16 protein-coding genes, 1 tRNA gene, 1 pseudogene and 1 other annotated feature are annotated in these 22,511 nt (G+C 55.5%); of the genes and pseudogenes, 5 read left to right on the top strand and 13 right to left on the bottom strand.

The window, feature by feature from the left end; all coding sequences use genetic code 11:
- Complete coding sequence (locus KUO20_RS15330; protein ID WP_235042501.1) at window positions 1-999, bottom strand: TRAP transporter substrate-binding protein; 999 nt, start codon at window positions 997-999, stop codon at window positions 1-3.
- Window positions 1,000-1,300: 301 nt separating this feature from the next.
- Here KUO20_RS15330 and KUO20_RS15325 point away from each other — a divergent pair, with 301 nt between their 5' ends.
- Entirely contained in the window at window positions 1,301-2,686 is a 1,386-nt protein-coding gene (locus tag KUO20_RS15325; protein WP_235040684.1) for an FAD-binding oxidoreductase, read from the top strand.
- Between the two features lie 92 nt (window positions 2,687-2,778).
- Here KUO20_RS15325 and KUO20_RS15320 read toward each other — a convergent pair whose 3' ends face one another.
- Window positions 2,779-3,777 carry a TRAP transporter substrate-binding protein gene (locus tag KUO20_RS15320; RefSeq protein ID WP_235040683.1) on the bottom strand — a complete coding sequence of 333 codons (999 nt, stop codon included), beginning with the start codon at window positions 3,775-3,777 and terminating at the stop codon, window positions 2,779-2,781.
- A 143-nt stretch (window positions 3,778-3,920) separates the two neighbouring features.
- On the opposite strand from KUO20_RS15320, the gene KUO20_RS15315 reads away from it, so the two are divergent.
- Window positions 3,921-3,997: transfer RNA gene (locus KUO20_RS15315), tRNA-Arg, on the top strand.
- Between the two features lie 157 nt (window positions 3,998-4,154).
- On the opposite strand, the gene KUO20_RS15310 is transcribed toward KUO20_RS15315, so the two are convergent.
- Window positions 4,155-5,861 (bottom strand): class I SAM-dependent methyltransferase, encoded by a 1,707-nt coding sequence (locus KUO20_RS15310; RefSeq protein WP_235040682.1) that lies wholly within the window; start codon window positions 5,859-5,861, stop codon window positions 4,155-4,157.
- A gap of 378 nt (window positions 5,862-6,239) precedes the next feature.
- Here KUO20_RS15310 and KUO20_RS15305 point away from each other — a divergent pair, with 378 nt between their 5' ends.
- Both KUO20_RS15305 and KUO20_RS15300 read left to right on the top strand, forming a co-directional pair.
- Complete coding sequence (locus KUO20_RS15305) at window positions 6,240-6,503, top strand: transposase (protein ID WP_078087611.1); 264 nt, start codon at window positions 6,240-6,242, stop codon at window positions 6,501-6,503.
- On the top strand, window positions 6,431-7,360 hold the full coding sequence (locus KUO20_RS15300) for an IS3 family transposase (protein ID WP_235042500.1): 930 nt from the start codon (window positions 6,431-6,433) through the stop codon (window positions 7,358-7,360). Before KUO20_RS15305 ends, KUO20_RS15300 begins: the two co-directional genes overlap by 73 nt.
- Before the next feature lie 77 nt (window positions 7,361-7,437).
- Here KUO20_RS15300 and KUO20_RS15295 read toward each other — a convergent pair whose 3' ends face one another.
- A complete protein-coding gene (locus KUO20_RS15295; RefSeq protein ID WP_235040681.1) occupies window positions 7,438-9,075 on the bottom strand; it encodes a hypothetical protein in 1,638 nt (545 codons plus the stop codon).
- 8 nt (window positions 9,076-9,083) lie between these two features.
- Entirely contained in the window at window positions 9,084-10,103 is a 1,020-nt protein-coding gene (locus tag KUO20_RS15290) for an IS30 family transposase (RefSeq protein ID WP_235040680.1), read from the bottom strand.
- A gap of 437 nt (window positions 10,104-10,540) precedes the next feature.
- On the opposite strand from KUO20_RS15290, the pseudogene KUO20_RS15285 reads away from it, so the two are divergent.
- Window positions 10,541-11,709: pseudogene (locus KUO20_RS15285) on the top strand (IS3 family transposase).
- Window positions 10,784-10,893: a sequence feature (AL1L pseudoknot), on the top strand. (Overlaps the previous pseudogene by 110 nt.)
- 100 nt (window positions 11,710-11,809) lie before the next feature.
- Here the strand turns inward: KUO20_RS15285 and KUO20_RS15280 are convergent.
- From KUO20_RS15280 to KUO20_RS15245, 8 genes are all read right to left on the bottom strand, one after another.
- Window positions 11,810-12,670: a helix-turn-helix transcriptional regulator gene (locus KUO20_RS15280; RefSeq protein WP_235040679.1), complete on the bottom strand. Its 861-nt coding sequence runs from the start codon at window positions 12,668-12,670 to the stop codon at window positions 11,810-11,812.
- Window positions 12,671-12,784: 114 nt separating this feature from the next.
- Window positions 12,785-13,753 carry an XdhC family protein gene (locus KUO20_RS15275; RefSeq protein ID WP_235040678.1) on the bottom strand — a complete coding sequence of 323 codons (969 nt, stop codon included), beginning with the start codon at window positions 13,751-13,753 and terminating at the stop codon, window positions 12,785-12,787.
- A 682-nt stretch (window positions 13,754-14,435) separates the two neighbouring features.
- Window positions 14,436-15,665 (bottom strand): benzoate/H(+) symporter BenE family transporter, encoded by a 1,230-nt coding sequence (locus tag KUO20_RS15270; protein ID WP_176305015.1) that lies wholly within the window; start codon window positions 15,663-15,665, stop codon window positions 14,436-14,438.
- A 144-nt stretch (window positions 15,666-15,809) separates the two neighbouring features.
- Window positions 15,810-16,613, bottom strand: coding sequence for an enoyl-CoA hydratase/isomerase family protein (locus KUO20_RS15265; RefSeq protein WP_235040677.1), 804 nt, complete (start codon window positions 16,611-16,613; stop codon window positions 15,810-15,812).
- Between the two features lie 31 nt (window positions 16,614-16,644).
- Window positions 16,645-18,174 carry an AMP-binding protein gene (locus KUO20_RS15260; protein ID WP_235040676.1) on the bottom strand — a complete coding sequence of 510 codons (1,530 nt, stop codon included), beginning with the start codon at window positions 18,172-18,174 and terminating at the stop codon, window positions 16,645-16,647.
- Window positions 18,167-18,682: a (2Fe-2S)-binding protein gene (locus tag KUO20_RS15255; RefSeq protein WP_022523793.1), complete on the bottom strand. Its 516-nt coding sequence runs from the start codon at window positions 18,680-18,682 to the stop codon at window positions 18,167-18,169. Before KUO20_RS15255 ends, KUO20_RS15260 begins: the two co-directional genes overlap by 8 nt.
- Entirely contained in the window at window positions 18,666-19,493 is an 828-nt protein-coding gene (locus tag KUO20_RS15250) for an FAD binding domain-containing protein (RefSeq protein ID WP_176305019.1), read from the bottom strand. The genes KUO20_RS15255 and KUO20_RS15250 overlap by 17 nt, the downstream gene beginning before the upstream one ends.
- Window positions 19,490-22,465 (bottom strand): xanthine dehydrogenase family protein molybdopterin-binding subunit, encoded by a 2,976-nt coding sequence (locus tag KUO20_RS15245; protein ID WP_235040675.1) that lies wholly within the window; start codon window positions 22,463-22,465, stop codon window positions 19,490-19,492. The genes KUO20_RS15250 and KUO20_RS15245 overlap by 4 nt, the downstream gene beginning before the upstream one ends.
- Window positions 22,466-22,511: the final 46 nt, after the last annotated feature.

Here is a 22,511-nt window from a genome sequence, read left to right as displayed (position 1 = left end):
TTACTGCAGCGCCTCCTGGATGCGGGGAAGATAGTCACCGAACTGACTGCCGTACTTTTCGTAGACCGGGGCTACCGCGGCCTGAAACGCTTCAAGGTCCGGCGAGTCGTTGATTTCCATGCCGGCGGCTTCAAGGGCGGCTAGCTGCTCGGCTTCCATCTCGGCATTTTGTTCGCGTGCGTAGGCGGAGGCCTCATGTGATGCCTCAAGCACTAAGGTCTGCACGTCTTCGGGCAGTGCATTCCACTTGGGCAGGCTCATAATAAACAGCGCCGGTGCATAAATGTGGCGGGTCATGGTCAGGTAGTCCTGAGTTTCCGCCAGATTGAACGCATAGATCGCATTGATGGGGTTTTCCTGCCCCTCAATGGTGCCCTGCTGCAGGGCGGTCAGTGCTTCGGTCCAGGCCATCGGCACGGCATTGGCACCCAGCGTGCGGAAGGTATCCACATACACTTCGTTCTCGATCACGCGCAGCCTTAAACCATCAAGATCGTCAGGCGTATTAATCGCGTTGCGGCTATTGGTAATGTTACGAAAACCGCGCTCGGCGTAAGCCAGCCCTTTGAGATTGACGCCTTCCAGCTTATCGAGGATCTCCTGGCCGATGTCACCATCTAACATCGAGTAGGCGGCTTCGGCAGAAGGAAACAGAAACGGCAGCTCAAAAACGGAAAACTCATCAACGAAGTTAGCCACCGGCCCGTTGGTAATAACGCCCATATCGACGGTACCAATCTGCATACCTTCCAGCAGCGTGCGCTCATCGCCTAGCGAAGCATTCGGGAAAATTTCGATGCTGATCGCACCGTCGCTCTTTTCGCTGAGCAGTTCCTGAAAGCGCGTTGCCGCAATATGGTAAGTGTCATCGCTATTAACAACATGCGCTAAACGCAGCGTGGTGGCGGGTAGCGTGTCGGCATGAGCGGCCAGCGAAAGGCCCAGAAGGCTGGTGCAAACCATGGCAAGCGTCGCGCGCTGAAGCAGCGGGTAAGGCATCTTGGAACGGGTGGCGTTATCCACGTAATCTCCTTGGAGTGGGCAGTTTTTTATAGTGAAACAAGGGGCTATCTGTGACAGGGGCGTCATCTATAGCATATTGGTTTTAGCGCACAAATAAATGATTCTACTCCTGTGATTCATCATAGAAAGGAAAAAAGTGCTAGAACGCGGGCTTGAGCAAGCGCCCCGTTGGCGATAGCCTGCACAGCCCAGCGAATCGGAAGAGGGGCGTTGCGGCACGCCTGCCCAAGATCGCCAGATTGCTCACTGCGCCGACTGGCCATAATAGGAACAGATAATGGACACGCTGATTAACGATCTTTTAAACATCGTAGGCAAAACGGGTGTGCTGCTAGGCGACGATATCGCGCAGCGAAGCGTCGACTGGTTCACCAAAGCGCCTTGCGAAGCGAAAGCGATCATCAGACCGCAATCGACCGAGCAACTCAGCCAAGTCATGGCGAAATGCCATGCCGCCAAGCAGCCGGTGGTGACGCATGGCGGATTAACCGGCATCGTGCACGGCGCCGTGGCCAGCCCCAATGAGTTGGTTGTATCGCTAGAGCTAATGAATCAGATCGAGAGCATCGACGCTATCGGTTCGACGATGCAGGTACAGGCAGGCGTGACGCTTCAGCGTGTCCAGGAAGCTGCCCAAGAGATCGACATGCAGTTTGCACTCGACCTAGGCGCACGCGGTTCTTGCACCATTGGCGGCAACATCGCTACCAATGCGGGCGGTATCCGGGTTATACGCTACGGTATGATGCGCCAGCAAGTGCTGGGGCTAGAGGTGGTATTGAGCGATGGCACCGTGGTGAGCTCGATGAATACCATGCTGAAAAATAACGCCGGCTATGATCTTAAGCAGATGTTCATCGGCAGCGAAGGTACGCTAGGGATCGTCACGCGCGCCGTGCTGCGCCTGCATCCGAATATGCCCAGCGAGCAAACGGCCCTCGTCGCCGTGCCCTCGTTTGACGCGCTGACATCGCTGCTAAAGCTCGCATCTAAAGAGCTTGCGAACAGCCTGAGCGCCTTTGAAGCGCTGTGGAACAATCACTACGCGTTGATGACCTCTGCAACCACCAAACATACGCCGCTGTTGGCAACCGACTCACCGTTCTATGCCATCATCGAAACCCTGGGCTCTGATGAAAAGCAGGAAGCAGAGGCATTCGCCCGCGTGCTAGAAAAAGCGCTGGAAGCGGGGCTAATCACCGATGCCGTGCTGGCTAACTCCAGCACGCAGCGCCAGGGTATCTGGGATGTGCGCGAGGATATCGAAACGCTGGTGCATGAGCTTAATCCCATGTTCTCCTACGATATCAGCCTGCCGATCACGCATATGAATGAATACGTAACGGCATTAGAGGGCAAGCTAAACGCGCAGTGGCCGGAAACCGGCACGATGGTCGTGTTTGGCCATTTAGGCGATGGCAACCTGCACATTATGATTACGGTGCGCGATGCCAGCCCGCACAGCCGCCGCGAAGTGGAAGAACTGGTATACGGTTCGTTAGTCAAATACAACGGCTCGATTTCCGCCGAACACGGCGTGGGGCTTGAAAAACGCGACTACCTGGCGCTTTCACGCTCGCCAGAAGAAATCGCGCTGATGCGGCGCATGAAGCTGGCGCTAGATCCTAAGAACCTGCTCAATCCAGGCAAAATTTTAGCCTAAGCGCGCCACGTAATAGCTGCTTTAATCTAAGCAAAAGGCCACCAAACGGTGGCCTTTCGCGTTAACGGATTAAGCAATGCTTGAGGTGCTGCTTACTCGCTCAGCGCTTCGCGAATACGCGGTAGGTAATCGCCAAACTGTTCGCCGTACTTCTCATACACAGGCGCAACCGCGGCTTGGAACGCTTCAATATCCGGCGTTTCGTTGATCTCCATGCCCGCTTCGCGCAGCGCTGCTAACTGCTCGGCTTCCATCTCGGCGTTGACCTGGCGCTCGTACTCCGCCGCTTCCTGCGCCGACTCTTTCAACACCACCTGCACGGGTTCGGGTAGCTGATTCCAGACCGGCATGCCCATCACAAAAATGGCCGGTGCGTAGGTATGGCGCGAAAGCGTCATGTAATTTTGGGTTTCATCGAGCTTGAACGAATGGATCACGTTCACCGGGTTTTCCTGCCCGTCGATCGTGCCCTGCTGCATCGCGGTGAGGGCTTCGGTCCACGCCATGGGAATCGCGTTGGCGCCTAGCTCACGGAAAGTGTCGGTATACACCGGGTTTTCCATCACGCGAATACGCAGGCCATCAAGATCTTCTGGCGCGTTAATCGCCCGCTCGCTGTTAGTCAGGTTACGAAAGCCGCGCTCGGCGTAGGCCAGGCCTTTCAGGTTGACGTCTGATAGCTTATCCAGCAGCTCCTGGCCAATCGGGCCATCGAGCACTTTATAGGCGGCGTCTGGCGAGGGAAATAGGAACGGCAGTTCGAACACCGCCATATCTTCGACAAAGTTGGCCACCGGCCCGTTGGTAATCACACCCATATCCACTGTGCCGATCTGCATGCCTTCCAACAGCGTGCGCTCGTCGCCCAGCGAAGCATTGGGGTAGATCTCAATATCCACCTTGCCCTCGGTGCGCTCTTCCACCAGCTCTTCAAACTTAGTGGCCGCGATGTGGAAACCATCCTGCTCATTGACCACGTGGGCCAAGCGCAGGGTAACGGGGTCCATATCCGCAAAATCAGCGGCGTTCGCGGCGCTAACGAACGCCAGTGAGATGCCCAATGCCAGCGTGCTACGTGCAAAAGTTTTCATTTTATTATGTTCCCAATGTACGAAGGTGAGAAAGTGCCTACGAAGCATGCACCAGAGAAAGGAAAAGGGTCAATTGACCAAAGGACTCACGCGGCATACGGCTGGACACATCGCGCCCGCACGGTTACGATACGCACCCACAAGCGCCCGTAGCTCAGTTGGATAGAGTATCGGCCTCCGAAGCCGAGGGTCGCAGGTTCAAATCCTGCCGGGCGCGCCATAATATCAAGGGTTTACGTTAACGCGTAGGCCCTTTTGTTTTGCGTGTGTCAAATCTGTGTCATCAGTGTGCCAAACTCGTCAACATTTGATCTAATAACTGTCATCAAGCTAATGACCTTTAGCTCTTACCTGACACAAGGTGTGGCACAGGCTTATCAGCGCACTCCCATCCATTCCGCAAGTTGCTGATTCGCCTTCAATCGTTGGCGTTGTAGTAATGCGCTGTTAAAAATTCCATCCAGAGAAGACGTTGGCGTGGCAAGTGGCAGTGCTACGGCAGCTTCATCACGAAATTGCTGACGGACTGTACTGGCATCGAGATATTGCCACCAGTGCATAATGTCCTGTTTAGCCTTTTGCATCACTTGAGCTGCAGGCAGTCGATCCGATTTGGATTGATTGGCTTTTGCTGTCGCTGGCAGCAAATTCCATAGATCATTGTTGTTCCAGCGCGACCAGGGAAAGCAGTGGTCGATAGCGTAATTTTGCCTGTGCAAATCATTTTGTGACCAGACGCAAGACAATGGGGCCGGTTCATGTAAACGTTGAGTGACCAGTTGACGCGCCTGCTGTGTGTCACGGCGACTTTCTTGCCACTGCAAGGCGAGATGCAATGTGCCGATATCGTAAGTGGCGTCATACCGCTGCATTAACTGAGCCCACTCATGAACAATGGCAGGCTCGATCCAGCAGGCGTAGCGGCTCATAGAGTCCCATAGCGAGGTAGGGATACGAAATGTTCCGAAAGAAGCCAGCGTGGCGCTATCAAGTCGAACGGCCTGTTCGCGGATGCGTAGCCCTTGATAACTTCCATCAAATACAGGCCGCTGGCTGCCGGGCCAGGTGGTGAAGTGAGCAGGCATCTTTAGAACTGTTTGGCAGGCATCGCGGATTGCTCGCATGACGGTGGCAGCACATTGAGGATCATAAAAGGCTGAGCCAATGCGCAGATCATGTGGCGATAGTTGCTTTAAGCGATAGAAATCATCCTTAGCGAAACCATACCCCTTCTCGCCGGGAGATTGGCGCAAATCACGCTCTATCAATAAGGGACGGTACAGTTTTATCCAGAAGAGACCTACTGCTCCCAGAGGTACCGTCACCCATTCTTCTGTTCGTGAAATCACTATGCCAGGTGCGCTATCGGCAAGGCGTGTCAGCGTGCGTAGCAAACCGAGCTTGTAAGAAGATGCCTTGTCATCATTAACGATAATATGCCGAAGGGAAGGCAGTGCCCCAGTGCCATCATCAGGCAGCCTGAACACACGTAGATGCCAAGCAACACTTTGGCGCCCAAGCTGGTCGCCGCTATGGCTTGCCTGCAAGGGGAGTAACGCCAGATCACGAGCCCAACTATCCAGCATGCTCATGTTGACCGAATGAAACTGACGCTCATTACTATCCGGGCCTTCACGGCAGGTGATTACCATAAGCCCACCCGGCGTAAGCAGTGAGCTAAGAACCCGCAAAGCACGTTGCTGTTCATTAGGTGGTAAATGCATCCACACCGCTGATACCAGAATCAGTTGAAAGCGCTGTGAAAGCTGACGAATGCAATTTAAAGCAGGCAAAGTATCGTCAATCCAACTGACATCCCTTTCGTGCGTATACTTTTGCCCTAACGTTCTCAGCTTTTCTGCTGGCTCTACCGCCATTACCTGCCAACCGCGCTCTGCAAGTGCTTTAGCATCGCGCCCGCTTCCAGCGCCAACGTCTAGTGCTAAACCAGCCTGCTCAGGAAGTTGATGCATCCATTCACTATGCGCATTTTCAAAACTCAGGGACTGGTACTGGTTAAACAATCGATCAGCGTGGTCGTCGTAGAAACGCATTGACGTAATGAATGGTTGGGAATTCGCCATGCCAAATCCTTGGTAAGCAGTCACGGAAATGCACTTAACCTTACCAGTTTTGTGCACTTCTGGTGGTGAGTGAGATGCTGGGCTATTCAGCTATCGGTTGAGGGCGTCCACGAAAGCCTCAATGGCCCGAACCGGATTGTCTTCAGAAAGGAAATCATCCAGAAGCACAGGAAACAACGTAGCTTGGGACCGGGATTCACCTGCGACGAAACGTTTCATCGGTACCTCCCACGATCTGTTATGGGTAGAGTATAGCGACAGCTACGTTTTCACACAGCCTCGGACAGGAGCAGTCTTTTCGGCGGCACTGACGACGTCCCCCCCTGATTGAGTAGCGCTACACTTTAGAGTCCGATCCTATGCGTAAGGAGATTGGACATGAAGAAGCGTTTCAGCGAAGAACAGATCATTGGTTTCCTGGGCGAAGCCGAAGCGGGACTGCCCATCAAGGAGCTGTGCCGTCGGCACGGTTTCTCAGAAGCCAGCTATTATCTTTGGCGCAGCAAGTTCGGCGGAATGAGCGTACCGGACGCCAAGCGACTCAAAGAACTCGAAACCGAAAATACGCGATTAAAGAAGCTACTCGCCGAATCGCTACTGGAGATGGAGGTCACTCGCGAGGCGCTGAGAAAAAAGTGGTGAGCGCGCCTGCACGCCGCGAGATGGTGCGCTTCATGGTCTCGCGTGGCCTGAGTGAGCGCCGTGCGCTCTGTGTCATCTGTATGAGTGCCAGCGCGTTGCGCTATCAAGCGGCCCCTGATCGCAATGAGGCACTGCGTGAACGCATTGTTAGCTTGGCCCATCGGCATCGTCGTTATGGCGCTGGCATGATCTATCTGAAGCTGCGTCAAGCCGGTGAACGGGTCAATCATAAGCGCGTCGAGCGCCTCTATGCCGCGGCTCGATTGCAGATAAAACGGCGCAAGCGCAAGAAGGTTCCCATGTCTGAGCGTAAGCCACTGAGCCGCCCTAATGCTGCCAATCAGGTCTGGTCAATGGATTTTGTGTTTGACCGTACAGCGGAAGGCCGCGTCATTAAGAACCTCACCGTTGTCGACGACGCTACGCATGAAGCCGTGGCTATCGTGCCTGAACGTGCCATTGGTGGTCTGTTTTTAACACGGATGCTGGATCATCTGGCTTTACAACGCGGCCTACCTAGCGCCATTCGTACGGACAATGGAAAGGAATTCTGTGGGCGGGCCATGCTGTTATGGGCGCATCTACGTGGCGTTGCACTGTTTTTAATCGAACCTGGACAACCCAATCAAAACGCCTACATCGAATCGTTTAACGGGCGTTTTCGGGATGAATGTCTCAACGAGCACTGGTTCACCAGCCTACATCACGCCAGGGTCGTCATCGAGGCGTGGCGACGGGAATACAACGAGGAGCGGCCGAAGAAAGGACTTGGAGGGTTAACGCCTTCCGCCTATGCAGAGCAACTGGCGTTAAAAAACGATAAAGTAACTTCAGACTCTAAACCCGGATGCTACTGAGAATGGGGTGACGTCGCTGATAGAGCGCTTAAATCAGGTGCACCAAAGGCGTCACCTGCATTTACTTTTTATGTGCCTTAAATCACCTCTAAGAGCACGGCCGATTTTGAGTCTCCAAGCATTGACGGGTAGAAACGAATTCGTTTTGATTGATAAATTGGCTTGGATCTATCAGATTCAATTACATCACCAACTCTAAAAAAGTATTGTTCCCCGTGATCACAAACAATAAACCCCGATTCACCTTTCATATAGTCAACCGTACCTTCGATCTTTCCAGGTAAATCAGCATGAAGAAGCACTTCATCACTTATAGTTGCTTCACGCTCCAGCCAACGGCCATTTACATTAGTTCTAAAGCTATTAACTTTTTCTGAATCAATCATTCTATGGGTTGGTATATCTTTATAAACAGAATAAGCATAATCAAATTCGTAGACTGTTGCTCTACGGCCTGAACCCAATTGCATAACATTAACTAGGTTAAATTCTTCTGAGCGGTTTGTATACTTATGAAGAGGCACATTTGGAAACTTAAATTTAAAAGCGCTTCTTGCCTTACAAACTTTCGTCAAAGAATTTAGCAAGTCTAGGTCTTGTGATGGGAATTCGGCTTCAGCTTTTTGCGCATGCTTATTTAAAGTAATGAGGGCGTGATCTTTGGTAATCTTGGTTGGCCCGTTATTTTCTAAATAGGCTGTTTCCATGGTTAAATCCAATAGTTGCATCATACGCCTCATATTGCCGCTTGAAGCGTATATTATTTGCTCTATTGCATCCCCTGTTGTATCTGTTGTTGACAAGTCAAAAATATCTGAAATTTTTATAGATACTTCTTCATATGAGTTAGGGTTTAGATAATTCTCAATCATGTTCACTGTTCGGGAACGGAAAACCTCAAATCCAGCTTGGTTTTTCACATCATCTTCCAAATTAACCGCATCACCGTATCGAGTTTCAGTCAACATATCTGAATAGGAGTTTGGGTAAACTGCAATTTTAGTTCTTATAAAAGAAGAGGTTCTAAATTGATTCATTAAAATCTCAAAGAAGCATGAGTCATCGTTTTCTTTAAAGAAGCTTTTATCCAATGATCCCGCCTCATCAATTAGCAATAATATTTTTCCCCCCTGTCCTTCTAAGAGGTTTTTATAACAATCTTCGATATCTTTTATACCGGGATTAGGCTTCTTTTTAAGTTCAGTGAAGCTTATATTTTTGTATTCCGCAGATAACTCTATAAACTTTGGCTTTAAGCCTCCCTTTAAACCAAGCTCATTAGTAACCCTTTCAATGTATTCTTCACTACCAAGTTGCGCCAACAGCTTAATATTGGAAGCAAGTTTGTGCGCCCCTAGCAATGAATCGGGCAGATGTTTTATTCCTGATTGAATAGCAGCCAAGTGCTTCATATCTACTAAATGCAGATAAATTGAAGTAAGCTCTTCTATCACTTTTATTATAATTGCACGATATATTTCAGACGGTTCTTTAATATGTTGAAAATCATTCAAACGTATAAAAACGGGCAGGATAACCTCATCGTGATTATGAATCAAGCTAGGAACAAGCGCTGACAAATAGTAGGCGTGATTTGCTCTCAAATACATTGTTTTACCTGACCCCATACGACCTTTGATTATCGAATTTTCGTAATCAAACGGAGTTGCCAGTCCATTTATGGGGCTTACAAATAAGGCGGTCTCAAGTTCCAAACGCAACACTATTGTAAGGTCTGAGTGCCAGGTATCGCTTTCTTCAGCACGTCAGCGTAAACCTCTAAAGGTGTTCGTGCGTTCAGTGTCTCTCTAGGTCGGGTATTTAACGAATCAGCAATGGCATCAAGTTCTTCTTGGCAGTACACCGACAAATCGGTGCCCTTCGGTAAGTACTGACGGAGAAGGCCGTTAGTGTTTTCATTAGAGCCGCGCTGCCAAGGGCTGTGCGGATCTGCAAAGTAGATAGCGGTGCCCGTGCGCTGCGTAATCTCCGCATGCTTTACCATTTCGCGTCCTTGGTCGTAAGTCATGGACAGACGCAGAGCCCTAGGCACTTCATTCAGTTTGTCGCTAAAGCCCACCGCAGTGGCTGTCGCGGTGGTGCCCTCTAGCTTCACTAGGATGACGAGTCGGGTAGTGCGCTCCACTAACGTGCCTACGGCGGAACGGTTATTTGCACCCATAATGAGATCACCTTCCCAATGGCCAGGCATGAGGCGATCTTCAATTTCGGGTGGTCGCATGTGAATGCTCACAAGCTCTGGAATTTGTTGGCGTCTGTCGTTGCCTCGACTGCGAGGACGTCGCTTACCTTTTCCCTGACGTAGGCAAGCGATGAGTTCCTTCTTGAGCGAGCCACGAGGCATCACATAGAGCGCATTGTAGATGGTCTCGTGCGAGACATGGTGTTTTGGGTCATGAGGATACATACGCTTCAGTGTGAGGGCGATTTGGCGCGGTGACCAGTACTTGCGCAGCAAGTAGATCATTAGCTCAAACAGCTGGCTATCCGGATGCAGCTTTGGTACGCGGCGTGCTCGTCGTCGCGTTAAGTGGGCTCGAAACCCTGCAAGACTGGCGTCGTACCCCTTTTCAGCACTGATCGTATGACGTGGTAGCTCACGCGATACGGTACTCACGGAGCGGTCGAGGCGACGAGCGATCTCACGCAACGAATGCTTCGTGTGCATTAACATGATGGCAGCACGTTCTTCGGCGGAGAGATGGTGGTATTGATGAGTCATGGCGATAGCTTACCAAGTGAGTCAGGTGTTGCACTTGGTTATTGAGACCGCCTAATCCTAGTACATTTGTCACATCATATTCGTCAGCATTTCTTATTTTGAATGGACGAGATCTAAAAACATTTTCCATAATATTAATTAATTCCTAAATCTAGTAATAAGACATTTATAAGCACATAACGCCCGTATTTGCGGCTGGTTTGGAGTGCAGCGGAAAACCAGTCTGACAACATGCGATTGTTAGACTCACGACGCAAGTTGCTGCTCACAATTTTGAACAATAGTGTGAACAAGAGTATCGATATTTTCAGCTTGGTAAATTTGTGGTGATAGGACCCAAGGATATTTTTTGAAGTGTGAACCGCCCCGGCTTTACCAGAGACTTCATATCTTGAGAGGATGAAGTCATGAACTCACCAAAACGATATTCCCCATAAGTGCGGGAGCGAGCTGTTCGTTTAGTTATTGAACAGCAAGGCGAATACCCGTCCAAGTGGGCGGCGATCTGTTCCATTGCCAGCAAGTTCGGTTGTACACCAGAGACCTTGAGAGCCTGGTGCAAACGCACAGAACTCACGCAGGAAAACGCTCGGTTAACCTGTCTGAACATGAACGACTCCAGCAGCTAGAGCGTGAAAACACCGAATTGAAGCGGCCAATGAAATTCTCCGTAAGGCGGCTGCTTTTTTCGCCCAGGCGGAGCTCGACCGCAAACCCAGTTGATAGTGTCATTTATCGATGAGCATCTTGCTCAGTTCGGGGTCGAGTCGATTTGTAGCCAACTGCCCAACTGCCATATCACCACAAGGCACTTGAAGCTGACCCTGAACGGCGGGCAGACCGGTATCGGCAGGATGAGTTTCTTACCGCTGAGATTCAGCGAGTGTGGGAAGAAAACTTCTGCGTCTACGGTGCCCGTAAGGTCTGGCGGCAACTCCGCCGTGAAGGCGTTAATGTTGCTCGTTGCACTGTAGAACAGCTCATGCGCCGCCTAGGAATTCGCGGCGTGGTGCGAGGCCAACGCCCCTTCACGGCTAATAAGTGATCACGGCCAGAAACGGGTACCTGATTTAGTGAAGCGTGACTTTACGGCCATGCGTCCTAATCAGCTTTGGGTGGCCGATTTTACCTATGTCGCTACTTGGTCTGGCTTCGTTTACGTTGCGTTCGTTATCGATGTTTATGCACGGTGGGTTGGCGTGTAGCGACGTCGATGAGAACAGCACTGGTGCTGGACGCTCTGGAGCCAGCTCTGTGGGCACGAAAACACAGACAAGGGTTGATCCACCATAGTGATAGGGGAATCCAATATCTCTCGATCCGCTACACCGAGCGTATGGCTGACCAGGGTATCAATGCCTCAGATGTCACCACCGGCGACTCCTACGACAATGCGCGGGCCGAGACCATCATCGGCTTGTTCAAAACGGAGGTGATCCATCATCGTGGCCCATGGAGGGGACTGGATACCGTTGAGTATGCCACGCTGGAGTGGGTTGACTGGTTCAACAATCGCCGACTGCTGGAATCCATTGGAAACGTTCCACCAGCAGAACGAGAAAGGACGTATTATCGTCAATTGGAGGAGTCGGGTGAAGCTGCCTGACTCAAACAAACCGGTCTCCGGAATAACCGGGGCGGTTCACTTTTATCTGTATGTTCGTTGAGCTAGTCTCGCGAACATCTTGTGGGTCACACTATCGTGGTCACATATCTCCTGTCCAATAACTGTCCACTACACATCGATACTGGCTTGGAGATGCGCCAATGTGTTGGCGGAAGAATCGAGTAAAGTGACCCTGCTCGGTAAATCCAAGGTTCTCAGCGAGTTGGCCTAGAGTACCGCTGCGCTCTCGCTCAAGCCAAATGAAGGCCCGCCGCATTCTCGCATCATTGAGCATGAGCCTTGGTGTCATGCCAGTGTCTTTGCGAAATAAGGTAAAGAAGTGCGCACGGGATAACCCAGCGGCCTTCGCAGCGTTGGCAACGCAATCAGGATCGTCAAGATGGGTTTGCAGGTAGGCGCAAGCACGGCGGATGCGTGCATCATTGAATCCTTGGCGCATCTGAGTGCCGAGGCGGCACAGGTGCTTCCATTGAGAGAAATCCTCGATAAGCTCGATTAGAAAATCAAATAGTAAAAATTCAATGTGTTCGCGTGGAATTAGCCCGGCACTATAGGCCTCGGCTATTAACCGGTCGGCCATCGCCCGTTTCTTGCTGTTAAGCTCAATACTAGGCTGGGCAAAAAATCCCGGATGCGAGCTCAGGGCTAACGTATGCTGGGCTTCAGCCAGCCAGGCCGGTTCGATATAGAGCGCGAGAATCTGTGTCTGCTCGGCGCTGGGCTGGTAATCAAAGAAATGCGGCTGCCAAGCGTTGATCAGTACCGCATTGCGGTCGGTAAGAGGTACTTGGTGGCCATTGACGTTGAAAAATGTGTCGGAGCCTGACACCTTCACCAGCACATGGCATTCGTGGTGCGAATGGGTTACAAGTGGTCGGTCCATATCGAGGAGGGCGACTCTCCCGAACTTGCCGTGGAAGACGCGTTGCGCGGTGGACATCGCTAGCTCCTTATGGTCGCGGGTGTAGTGGCAGGATGGTGTGCTCTATAAGTTTATCACCCAACCTGCCGCGGCAGGTGTAGGTCGATCAGCGACAAGTCTACTACTTTCGTTTCAGAGCGCATCGCGACCTTTCCCGTGATAAACGCGCAGTACGTCGGCGACCACTGATAAGGCGATCTCGGCAGGCGTTTTGCTGCCGAGGTCAAGCCCGATGGGCATGTGGATCCGCGCGATCTGCTGTGAAGACAGTCCGCCGACCCGGCTCAGCCGTTCAGCACGCCGGATGGAGGTTTGCCGCGAGCCCATAGCGCCGATGTAAAAGGCCGGGGAACGCACTGCCTCCATCAGCGCCAAGTCGTCGATGCGTGGGTCGTGGGTCAGTGCGACCACAGCGGTAGCTTCGTGGCAATGGCCAGCGGCGATGAATTCGGAAGGCAGCACTGGATGTACTTGGACTCCCTCGGGTGGGCGTCGCAGCATCTCTTCGCGCGGGTCACAGGCAATCACCTCACAGCCGATGGTACGAGCGAAGCTGGCGCAGTATTCGGCCACCGGCGACAACCCGGCAAGAATCAGCCTAAGCACAGGGCCGATGCGTATTCGCACGCGTTCGTTCAGGAGCTGCGCAATCTCGCCGCCATGGTCGTCCGCCATGAGCACGAAGGCACCGGAGGACAGGTCGAGTTCACGCACCAACCGACGTTGGCCGAGCAGTGCGTTGTACATGCCCTGCAGATGGTCGACCCAGGTTTTGTCCGGTGCGCGATGCTCGACTAGTACCTTAAGAACACCGCCGCACGGCAGTTGCAGCCGCTGACGCTCTTCATCGCTCTCCCCATACAGGACGATCTGGGTCGGTGCACGCAGCTCGCCGTCAGCGAGACTTTCGAGAAAGGCCTCCTCGACGCAGCCGCCTGAAAGGGAGCCGATGAGTTGGCCGTCCGCCCGCACGGCCAGCATCGCGCCGGGTGTACGGGGTGCCGAGCCGTAGGTTGAAAGCACCGTGCACAGCCAAAAGGAGTGACCCTTGCGAGCCCACTGCAAAGCGGTGTGAACGACCTGAAGGTCGAGTTGACGCATAACAGCATCCTCGTTATGGGCGGTCGCATGAGGCGCCGCGTAAGTCTGTAATGTCTACGGTTCTGCACATCCACGTTGCTACTGAAGAGTATGCCCGGATTTTATAGCTAAGAGACCGATGTGGCCGTTCTTCGTTTTAGCACCGGCTCTAGCGGCGTTTGATAATGGCTCTGGCTTAGCCCAAGGCCCCTTTTTTCACCGCAGCTCAGACTCATGCTGCTCTCAGGGATCAACAGGGCTTGCCCTGAATCAGTTTTTTTATGTTGCGCTGTGCCTCATTTATCTAGGTTTAGCCCTTGAGCTCGGGAGTGGTGAGATCGTTTTTCATCTTATTCTATTAATGGCTGCACTATAAGAGGACTGTTCCAGTCAGTTAACCCTTGAGGTACTGATAGCCGAAATCGAATTTGATGACACGCCGACAATTCATTGAGAACGCCATAGCCAGGCTCGAATATCTGATAGTTATAGTTTTATTTATATGAATCGGCATTGTCTGTGCGGTACCGACCGTATTGCGACGACACCGCAAATGCCATTGCAGGGCGTGGCTGTCGTCCTGATTGGCTTGAGCCCAAGTTAGGAGTAGCGGGTAAGCCCTGTCCATTAATGAATTTTGATGCACCTCATCACAGTCCGCTATAGGTGACTACCGTGCGATTGGCACGGTAGTCACATCCGATCAGCGCTTGATTTCGCCCAGTAGCCCGGACACCAAAACTCCAAATAGCAGTGCCCAGAACGGCGAGCTGATGCCCATGAAGGAGAACTGACTCATCGCCACGGCTAGCGCAATAAAGGCGCCGATCTGGCAGTAACCGCCCTTTTGGAAGGCCTGCTGCAGTGCGCCGAGCAGTACGCCCAGCATGGCCAGGCCAGCGATCACGACGATCAGCGCCTTGGGGAAAGCCAGGATGAAGGGTACGGCAAGCCCGGCGAATAAGCCGAACAGCGCGAACAGCGCACCGTTCACCAAGGCTGCACCATAACGCAGGTTGCGGTCCTCACCGGCCTGCTCAGAGGAGCATATGGCGGTCATCGGGCCGGCAATGTTAGCGTTGTGACCGCCGAGTAGCCCGGCGAGCATGCCTCCGATGCCACTGATTACCGTCATTGCATTGACCGGAGGGCGGTAGCCCTCTGTAATCAGCACACCGGTCGCCTGAGCGTTTTCTGCACCAATCACCAGTGCCGTCAGCGGGATGGTGATAGCCAGGAAAGCGTCCAGAGAGAAACTAGGGAGGGTGAAAGCCGGCATGACGAAACCGATATTCACGTCGGCCGGCTGCAGTTGGCCCATGGCGAAGGCCAGGACCAGCCCAACAACGCCAGCCACCAGCACCGGTGGTACCGATTTGGCGAACCGAGTAACGAGGAAGAAGCTCAGCGCCGCGGCTCCTGCGATGATGGGCGCGGTGACAACCGAGTCCACCGCACCGGTGGCGAAGCGGATCAGCGCACCGGCGATCATCGCCATCACGATCGGCATCGGTAGCCAGCGCATTAACCGGCCAATCAACCCGGTGACACCGAGGATCAGCACTAGCAGGCCGCTAATGATGAAGGCCCCGATAGCCTCGCTGAAGGGAATGACACTGAGCGAACCGACCAGGATCGCTGCGCCGGGAATGGTGTAGGCACCGCAGATCGGCTGACGATAACGCAGCGCCATGAAAAGGCTGATCAGGCCGCCCAGCACGTACACGGCGAACAGCCAGGCGACCGTCTGGCCATTGGTCAGGCCCCCTGCTTCGGCGGCATTGATAATGACCAGCGCAGGGCCAGTGCAACCGAACAGCGCGGCGACAACACCTGCACTGATGGACTTCGAGTTGAATGCATGGCGCAAGGGGGTCTTCGTAACTGGTTCGGCATGGGAAGCGTTTGCATCGGGTGCGACGGGGCTAGACATGGGTGTGCTCCGCTAGTTAATTGTTTTATAAGAGCCAGGGCGGTTTGGCATACGGTGGGGGGCGCTTAGCGCTTAGCCCATACAGGGCATCAGGTGCTAGGTCGACGGTTGCCCAGACGTGCAACCGTCGCAGTCACATAGGTATTACTCGCCGCGGAATACGGCCGGACGCTTGCTGTGGAACGCCTCGACGCCCTCCTTGAAGTCCGCCGAGCTACGCAGGCGGCTGTAGCAGTGGCCTTCCATCTCAATGGCGACCTTTAGTGATGCGTCCTCGTTGTCGTTGATCAGTTTCTTCGCCGTACGCTGGGCGAGCGGCGAGAATCGGCGCAGTTCATCGACCAGTGCGTCGACGGTGCTTTCTAGATCTGCGTCGGGCACGCACTCGGTGACGAAGCCCCAGTCATAACCTTGCTGGCCGGAGATGCGCTTGGCGCGCATAACGATGTGCTTGGTGCGGGTGATGCCGATCATCTTTTGTAGCCGAGCCGAGCCGCCGGAACCGGGAATCTGACCGAGGTTTTGCTCGGGCAGAGCATAGCGGGTGGTTTCCGACGCAATTCGAAAATCGCAGGCCAGCGACAGCTCGAAGCCGACGCCGAAGGTGTAGCCGCGGTTGGCCACGATCACCGGCTTAGTGCAGCGCTCCGGCGCGGCGACGTTCCAGGCCAGCTTAGAAACGTGCTCCGGCGAGGCCTCCAAAAAGCCTTTGATATCGCCGCCGCTGGAGAAGTGTTCGCCTTGGGCACGTAACACGATCACCCGGATCCCGGAATGGGCATCAAACGCTTCAAAGACTTGGCGCAGGATCTCACGCTGGCTCATGGCGATGACGTTGAACGGCGGGCGGCCGAGGATGATGTCCCCGCGCTCGTGCTCGAGGTTCAGTTCCACGGTGAAGCCGTCGAACTCCGTGCTCAGGAATTGTTCGATCTGCTGAGTATTCATGTAAGTTCTTTCCTCGTGTAAAGCAATAGTGTTAGTTGGCGGAAGTGGGGTGGCCGTAATCGGTCACCAGTACGCGGCGCAAGATCTTGCCGACCGGGGACTTGGGGATCTGGTCGATGAATTCATAGCGGCGCGGGCGCTTGAAGCGCGCCAGACCCGAGGATACGCAGTGGGCGTCCAGCTCTTCCTCAGTAATCGGATGACGCAGCTTGATGAAGGCGACGACCAGCTTGCCCCATTGTTCGTCGGGTAGGCCGATCACGGCGACTTCCTCGACCGCAGGGTGCAGCGATAGGGCGTTCTCGATCTCCGCCGGGCTGACGTTCTCGCCACCGGTAATGATCAGATCGTCGACACGACCAGTCACGAACAGGTCGCCGTCCTCGTCGAAGAAGCCAGTATCGCTGGTGAAGTACCAACCCTCATGGATCGACTTGGCATCGGCGTCGGGCCGCTTCCAGTAGCCTTCGAAGGCCTCGTCGCTGGACAGGTCGGCGATGATCTGGCCTTCCTCGTTGTGCTTGCAGAGGTCGTCCGGCGACTCGCTGCCCAGCGCCACCACGCGAATGCGTTGGTTCAGCGCGCTGCGGCCAGACGAGCCAGGCTTGGCGCTGGCCTTCTGGTCGATGGTGAAGGTGTAGATTTCCGAGCTGCCATAGTGGTTGACGAACAGCTCCGGCTTGAACGCGGCCTCAACACGTTGCAGCAGCCCATCGCTCATGGCCGCGCCGGCGAAACCTAGCTTGGTGACGCTGGCTACCCGCTCGGGGCTAAAGGCCGAATGTTCAATCAGCATGTGGTAGAGCGTCGGCACCAAGTACAGGTTGGTGACCTTCTCGCGCTCAATGGCGTCCAGCGTGGCTTCCACATCGAACTTTGGCACGCAGACGAAATGCCCGTCTAGCAATGCCATCGACAGTAGCGAACGCACGCCCATGGTGTGGTAGAGCGGCATCACGCCGAGGGTGCATTCCTCTTGGCCGTACATGTTCTGCGCTACGTGGGCGACCGCGGCGGCGCGCTCGGCGCGGTGGCGGCGCGGCACGCCCTTAGGCCGGCTGGTGGTGCCGGAGGTGTAGAGCATCAACGACCAGTCCTCGGGGTCGGCGCGCAGGATGATTTCGCTTGGCGTTTCGGCGCACAGTTCTTCGAAGCTGATCGCGCTATCGTTGCCCGGCTGGCCGACACTGACGCACTGCCAGGTGCTCTTGCCGCAACCGGCAACGGCTTCTTGGGCGGAATCGTCATGGATAACCACACGCGCTTCGGCGTCATTGGTGCACCAAGCGAGTTCGTCGGCGGAGGAGCGCCAGTTGAGCGGGGTCATTATGATACCGCTGAACTGGCAGGCCCAGTGCAGGGTCGCCATCTGCCAGCGGTTCTGCATCACCGCCACGAGGTGGTCACCTTTTTTCAGGCCGAGCCTTTCGAGGCCGTGCGCGGCACGCTGGATGTCGCTGAACCAAGCCTCGTAGCTCTTCTTCAGGTCGCCGTCGCTGATCGCTACGGCATTGGGGCGCCGCTCGACCGCGGCGAGAAAGCTGCGTCCAAGGTCAAACATCGTTGTTGTTCTCCACAAGTGTTACTTGTCGTTGCTGCGCCACTTCTAGCACCGCCCGGACCATGCCGGTGTAGCCGGTGCAGCGGCACAGATGCCCGGAGAGCATGTCGCGAACTTGGGTTTCGTCCGGGCTCGGGACGCGCTCGAGGAATTCCACGCAGGACATCAGGATGCCCGCGGTGCAGAAGCCGCACTGCAGTGCGTGGTGGCGGCTGAAGGCCTGCTGCAGGTCGTTCATGATGTTGTCACGTGATAGCGACTCCACCGTGTCGACCCGGCGCTCGTGGGCCTGCACGGCGAGCATTAGGCAGGAGCGTGAGGCAACGCCATCGACCAGCACGGTGCAGGCGCCGCAGACGCCGTGTTCGCAACCGACATGCACGCCGGTGGTGCCCAATTCGTGGCGCAGGAAATCACACAGCTGCATGCGCGGCTCGGCGAGCCCTTCGCGTTGACGGCCGTTGAGTTCTATCTGTATGGGGAAGCGCTGATCAGCTCGCACGTGCATGGTCGTTGTCCTCGATCAGTTGTTGGCCCAGTTCCCGTACCAGCTGGCGGCGGTAGGGTGCGCTGGCGTGCACGTCGTCTTGGGCGCCAAGCGACCAGGCCAGGGTATTGAGTGAATCCTTCAGTTCTGCCCCCAAGGGCAGGCGGCGCAACGTTGGCCGGTCGGCGACGCCGCCGACACCCAGGTCCACCTCTCCTTGGCGGATACAGGCGGCGAGCGCCACCAGGGCGAAGTCACCGTGGCGCATGGCGACCTCGTGGAAGCGGTAGATCACGTCGGCCTCACGCAGTGGAAATTGGACTTCCACGACCATCTCGTCCGGCCGCTTCTCAGTGGTTAGCACGCCTTGGAAGAACTCGGCGGCGGGAACCTCGCGGCGCTTGCCCTTGAGCGATTCGAGCACTACAGTGCCGCCCAAAGTGACCAGACACAGCGGAATTTCGGCGCTCGGGTCGGCATGCGCGACCGAGCCGCACACGGTGCCGCGATTGCGCGTCTGGAAGTGGCCGATCCAAGGCATCGCCTGGGCCAGCAGGGGGACTTCATCGACTAAGCTTGTACGGTCGAGCAGTTCGACCTGACGCACCGCCGCACCGACCTTAAGGCAGTTGTTTTCCACCTTCAGATAATGCAGATCGCTGGCCTGATTGATGTCGATCAGCACCTTCGGCTGGGCTAGGCGCATGTTCAGAACGGCCATCAGCGACTGGCCGCCGGCAATGATCCGGGCCTGCTCACCGTGCTCTGTAAGCTGCTGCAGGGCCTCGCGCTTGTTGGCCGCGCGGACGTAGTCGAATACGGCGGGTTTCATTTCGTACCTCCCATGCCGAGCAGGGCGCGCAGGCGCTGCCACAGGCTGGTGTCGATAGGCTTGCCGGAAAGCCGCTGGGCCAGACGGGTGAATATTTGGCCAATGATTACGCGCGAGGCGCTCTGCAACATGCGCCCGCCGACGGCGGCGACCTTACCGGTCACTGCGGCCTCATAGGCGTACTCCAACCGTGTATTCCCGTTCTCCAGCGCCACCAGATTGATCTTTGCGCTGCCGGTAGCCGAGCCCATAGGGCTGTTGCCGGAGCCGGACAGACGTAGCGAGTGCGGTGGATCGAGGTCGGTCAGGGCGACCCGTGCGGCGAAGCGCGCGCGGATCATGCCCACGCCGACGGTGACGTCGGCCCGGTAATGGTTTTCGCTTTCCAGTTCCAAGGCGTGGCAACCCGGGATGATGGCCTTCAGCGTCTCGGGGTCGAGAATGGCGTCGAATACCTGCTGCGGTGACGCGGGAATCTCAATCAAGTCGTTAGCCTGCAGGGCCGAACCACCGGCTACCTTCGGTGCATCCATAACAAGACCTTCTGGCGCCGTCGGCTCGTCGATGCCGATCATTGAGCGAACCCGCGACGGCGTCAGAGGAAGCTTGATGTCAGAGCGGCCTAGCGCATCGGCTACGGCATTGGCGATGCACACCGGAGTGCTCATGTTGTTGCCTTCACCGACACCCTTAGCCCCCAGCGGGGTGAAGGGCGAGGGAGTTTCCATGTGCAGGATCACCGGGTCGACTACCTCCGGTGCGGTCGGGATCAGGTAGTCGGCCAGGGTGCCAGAAAGGAAGCTGCCGTCCTCGCCGTAGGCAAACTCTTCCATTAGCGCCACGCCTAGCGCCTGGGAATAGGCACCGAGGATTTGTCCCTCGACCAGCATTGGATTGAGAATGCGCCCGGCGTCATGGGTAGTGACGTACTTGTCGATGCGTACCTGACCGGTGACACGATCGATCTCTACTCCGCAGAAATCGAGGATGAAGCCGTAACACAGAGAGCTGTTAATGCAGTCCTGGTCGTCCGGCGCCTCGAGTTGGGGAGGCGTCCAGAAGGCAGTTTCCCGCAGACCGCCTGTTTCGCCTTCCGGCAGCAGGCCCGGTGACCAATGGGTGGTGCCAGCCACACGATGAAAGGGCTGGCTAGGGCCGTTCTCTACGAAGATCTTGCCGTCGGCGAAGCGGACGTCAGTGGAGGATACCTGCCACATGTCCGCGGCGATGGCGGCCATGCGTTCACGGATCTTCAAGGTGGCGTTATACACCGACCCGGCGACGGCGCCGGAGAAGCGGCTCGAGTAGTTGCCGGAGGCTATCGACCAGGCGTCCTTGCCGGTGTCCAGCTCGACATTCACGTTGATGCTTTCCAGCTTCACACCTAGTAACTCGCTAATGATCTGCGCCACCACTGTTTGATGGCCCTGACCTTGCGGTGTCGAGGACACGTGAGCGGTCACGCTGCCGAGCGGGTCGACACTGACTGTGGCAGTGCTCACTGCTCCATTCTTCGGTCCAGCCTTCTGACGCTCTTCCGGCGTCATGGCGACGGTGATGTAGCCCATGTTGGAGATTGAGGGTTCCACCACAGCGGCATAGCCGATGCCATACAAACGTCCCTCGGCACGGGCCTGGTCACGGCGCTGTAGGAGCTCGTCGAGATTGCCTTTACGGCGCGCCAGTTCCACAGCAGCAGGATAGTCGCCGGAATCGAGCAGTGCGCCCGCTGCTGCGCGGTAAGGGAACACGCCAGCGGGAACCAGGTTGCGCTGGATGACCTCGAGCGGGTCGAGGCCGAGTTCTGCAGCGACGTGTTGCATCAGCCGCTCAAGGGCGAAATAGACCTGACCGCCCCCGAATCCGCGGTTCAGCCCGGTAGGCATTTTGTTGGTGAGCACCACCCGGTTGCGCACCGCCAGGTTTCGGATGGTGTAAGCGCCACTGAGATTGCCGTGCATGCGGTAGAAGGTGGCTGGTTCAGGGGCCCGTAGGTAAGCGCCACAATCATCAATCTGGTCGTAGCGCAGGGCCGTGACGCGGCCATTGGCTTCCACGGCGGCCTCGATTTCGCAGACGCGGTTGGTGGCGCTGGAAGAGGCCTGTAGATGCTCGAGGCGATCCTCCACCCACTTCACCGGAGCACCGACCTTGCGCGAGGCCAAGCCCATCAGCACCACATAGGGGAACACCCCCTGCTTGATGCCGAAGCTGCCACCGGAATCCGGCGGGGTACGCAGGCGCAGGCGGTTGGCCGGCACGTTGAGTGCCCGGCACATTACCGAGTGCAGCGCGTAGGGGCCCTGGAAATTGGCCATCACATCATAGGTTTCCGAGGCTGGCAGGTACTGCGCCAGTACCACGTAGCATTCAATCGGCGTGCAGGAGTTTCGCGGGTACTGAACCTTCAGTGTGATGCGGTGTGGCGCTTCGGCGAAAGCCCGCTCCGGGTCGCCGTAGCGGAAGTTGCGTTCGTTTACCACGTTGCTGCCTACGGCTTCGTGCAGAATCGGCGCATCATTTAGGGTGGCCGCTTCGGGGTCGATGATCGGTGTCAGCGGCTCGTATTCGACCTGAACGGCATCCAGAGCATCCTCGGCTAGGTAGCGGTCGTCGGCAATCACTACGCAGACCGGTTCGCCAACGTAGCGCACCTTGTCGACAGCCAGAGGCCAATGCTCCATAGGTGCTCTGACGCCTACCGGAAATGGGTTAGACCAGCGCTTGACGTCGTCGCCAGTGAGCACACCATGTACGCCTTTCATAGTCAGAGCGCGTGAGGCATCCACCGAACGGATACGGGCGTGGGCATGGGGAGAACGGACAACAGCGGCTTGCAGGGTCCCTGGTGGTGTCGCCATGTCGTCAGCGTAGCGACCTTGGCCTTGAAGCAGAGCTGCGTCCTCGACTCGAGCCTGACGACTTCCGATATGACCGACGGTGGCTTCGGCAATACTTTTTTGCATATACATGGCGAGCTCTTGTTTTTATGCACGAACATTCAAAGCTAATTCTCGC

It is taken from the genome of Vreelandella profundi, from assembly GCF_019722725.1.
GTDB classification, from domain to species: Bacteria; Pseudomonadota; Gammaproteobacteria; order Pseudomonadales; family Halomonadaceae; genus Vreelandella; species Vreelandella profundi.
This window is presented reverse-complemented; position numbering and strand designations above follow the sequence as displayed.

What these genes read in the sequence shown, in the direction of transcription:
- KUO20_RS15330 (WP_235042501.1), bottom strand. Translation starts at nt 999, where the DNA reads ATGCCTTACCCGCTGCTTCAGCGCGCGACGCTTGCCATGGTTTGCACC.
- KUO20_RS15325 (WP_235040684.1), top strand. Translation starts at nt 1,301, where the DNA reads ATGGACACGCTGATTAACGATCTTTTAAACATCGTAGGCAAAACGGGT.
- KUO20_RS15320 (WP_235040683.1), bottom strand. Translation starts at nt 3,777, where the DNA reads ATGAAAACTTTTGCACGTAGCACGCTGGCATTGGGCATCTCACTGGCG.
- KUO20_RS15310 (WP_235040682.1), bottom strand. Translation starts at nt 5,861, where the DNA reads ATGGCGAATTCCCAACCATTCATTACGTCAATGCGTTTCTACGACGAC.
- KUO20_RS15305 (WP_078087611.1), top strand. Translation starts at nt 6,240, where the DNA reads ATGAAGAAGCGTTTCAGCGAAGAACAGATCATTGGTTTCCTGGGCGAA.
- KUO20_RS15290 (WP_235040680.1), bottom strand. Translation starts at nt 10,103, where the DNA reads ATGACTCATCAATACCACCATCTCTCCGCCGAAGAACGTGCTGCCATC.
- KUO20_RS15280 (WP_235040679.1), bottom strand. Translation starts at nt 12,670, where the DNA reads ATGTCCACCGCGCAACGCGTCTTCCACGGCAAGTTCGGGAGAGTCGCC.
- KUO20_RS15275 (WP_235040678.1), bottom strand. Translation starts at nt 13,753, where the DNA reads ATGCGTCAACTCGACCTTCAGGTCGTTCACACCGCTTTGCAGTGGGCT.
- KUO20_RS15270 (WP_176305015.1), bottom strand. Translation starts at nt 15,665, where the DNA reads ATGTCTAGCCCCGTCGCACCCGATGCAAACGCTTCCCATGCCGAACCA.
- KUO20_RS15265 (WP_235040677.1), bottom strand. Translation starts at nt 16,613, where the DNA reads ATGAATACTCAGCAGATCGAACAATTCCTGAGCACGGAGTTCGACGGC.
- KUO20_RS15260 (WP_235040676.1), bottom strand. Translation starts at nt 18,174, where the DNA reads ATGTTTGACCTTGGACGCAGCTTTCTCGCCGCGGTCGAGCGGCGCCCC.
- KUO20_RS15255 (WP_022523793.1), bottom strand. Translation starts at nt 18,682, where the DNA reads ATGCACGTGCGAGCTGATCAGCGCTTCCCCATACAGATAGAACTCAAC.
- KUO20_RS15250 (WP_176305019.1), bottom strand. Translation starts at nt 19,493, where the DNA reads ATGAAACCCGCCGTATTCGACTACGTCCGCGCGGCCAACAAGCGCGAG.
- KUO20_RS15245 (WP_235040675.1), bottom strand. Translation starts at nt 22,465, where the DNA reads ATGTATATGCAAAAAAGTATTGCCGAAGCCACCGTCGGTCATATCGGA.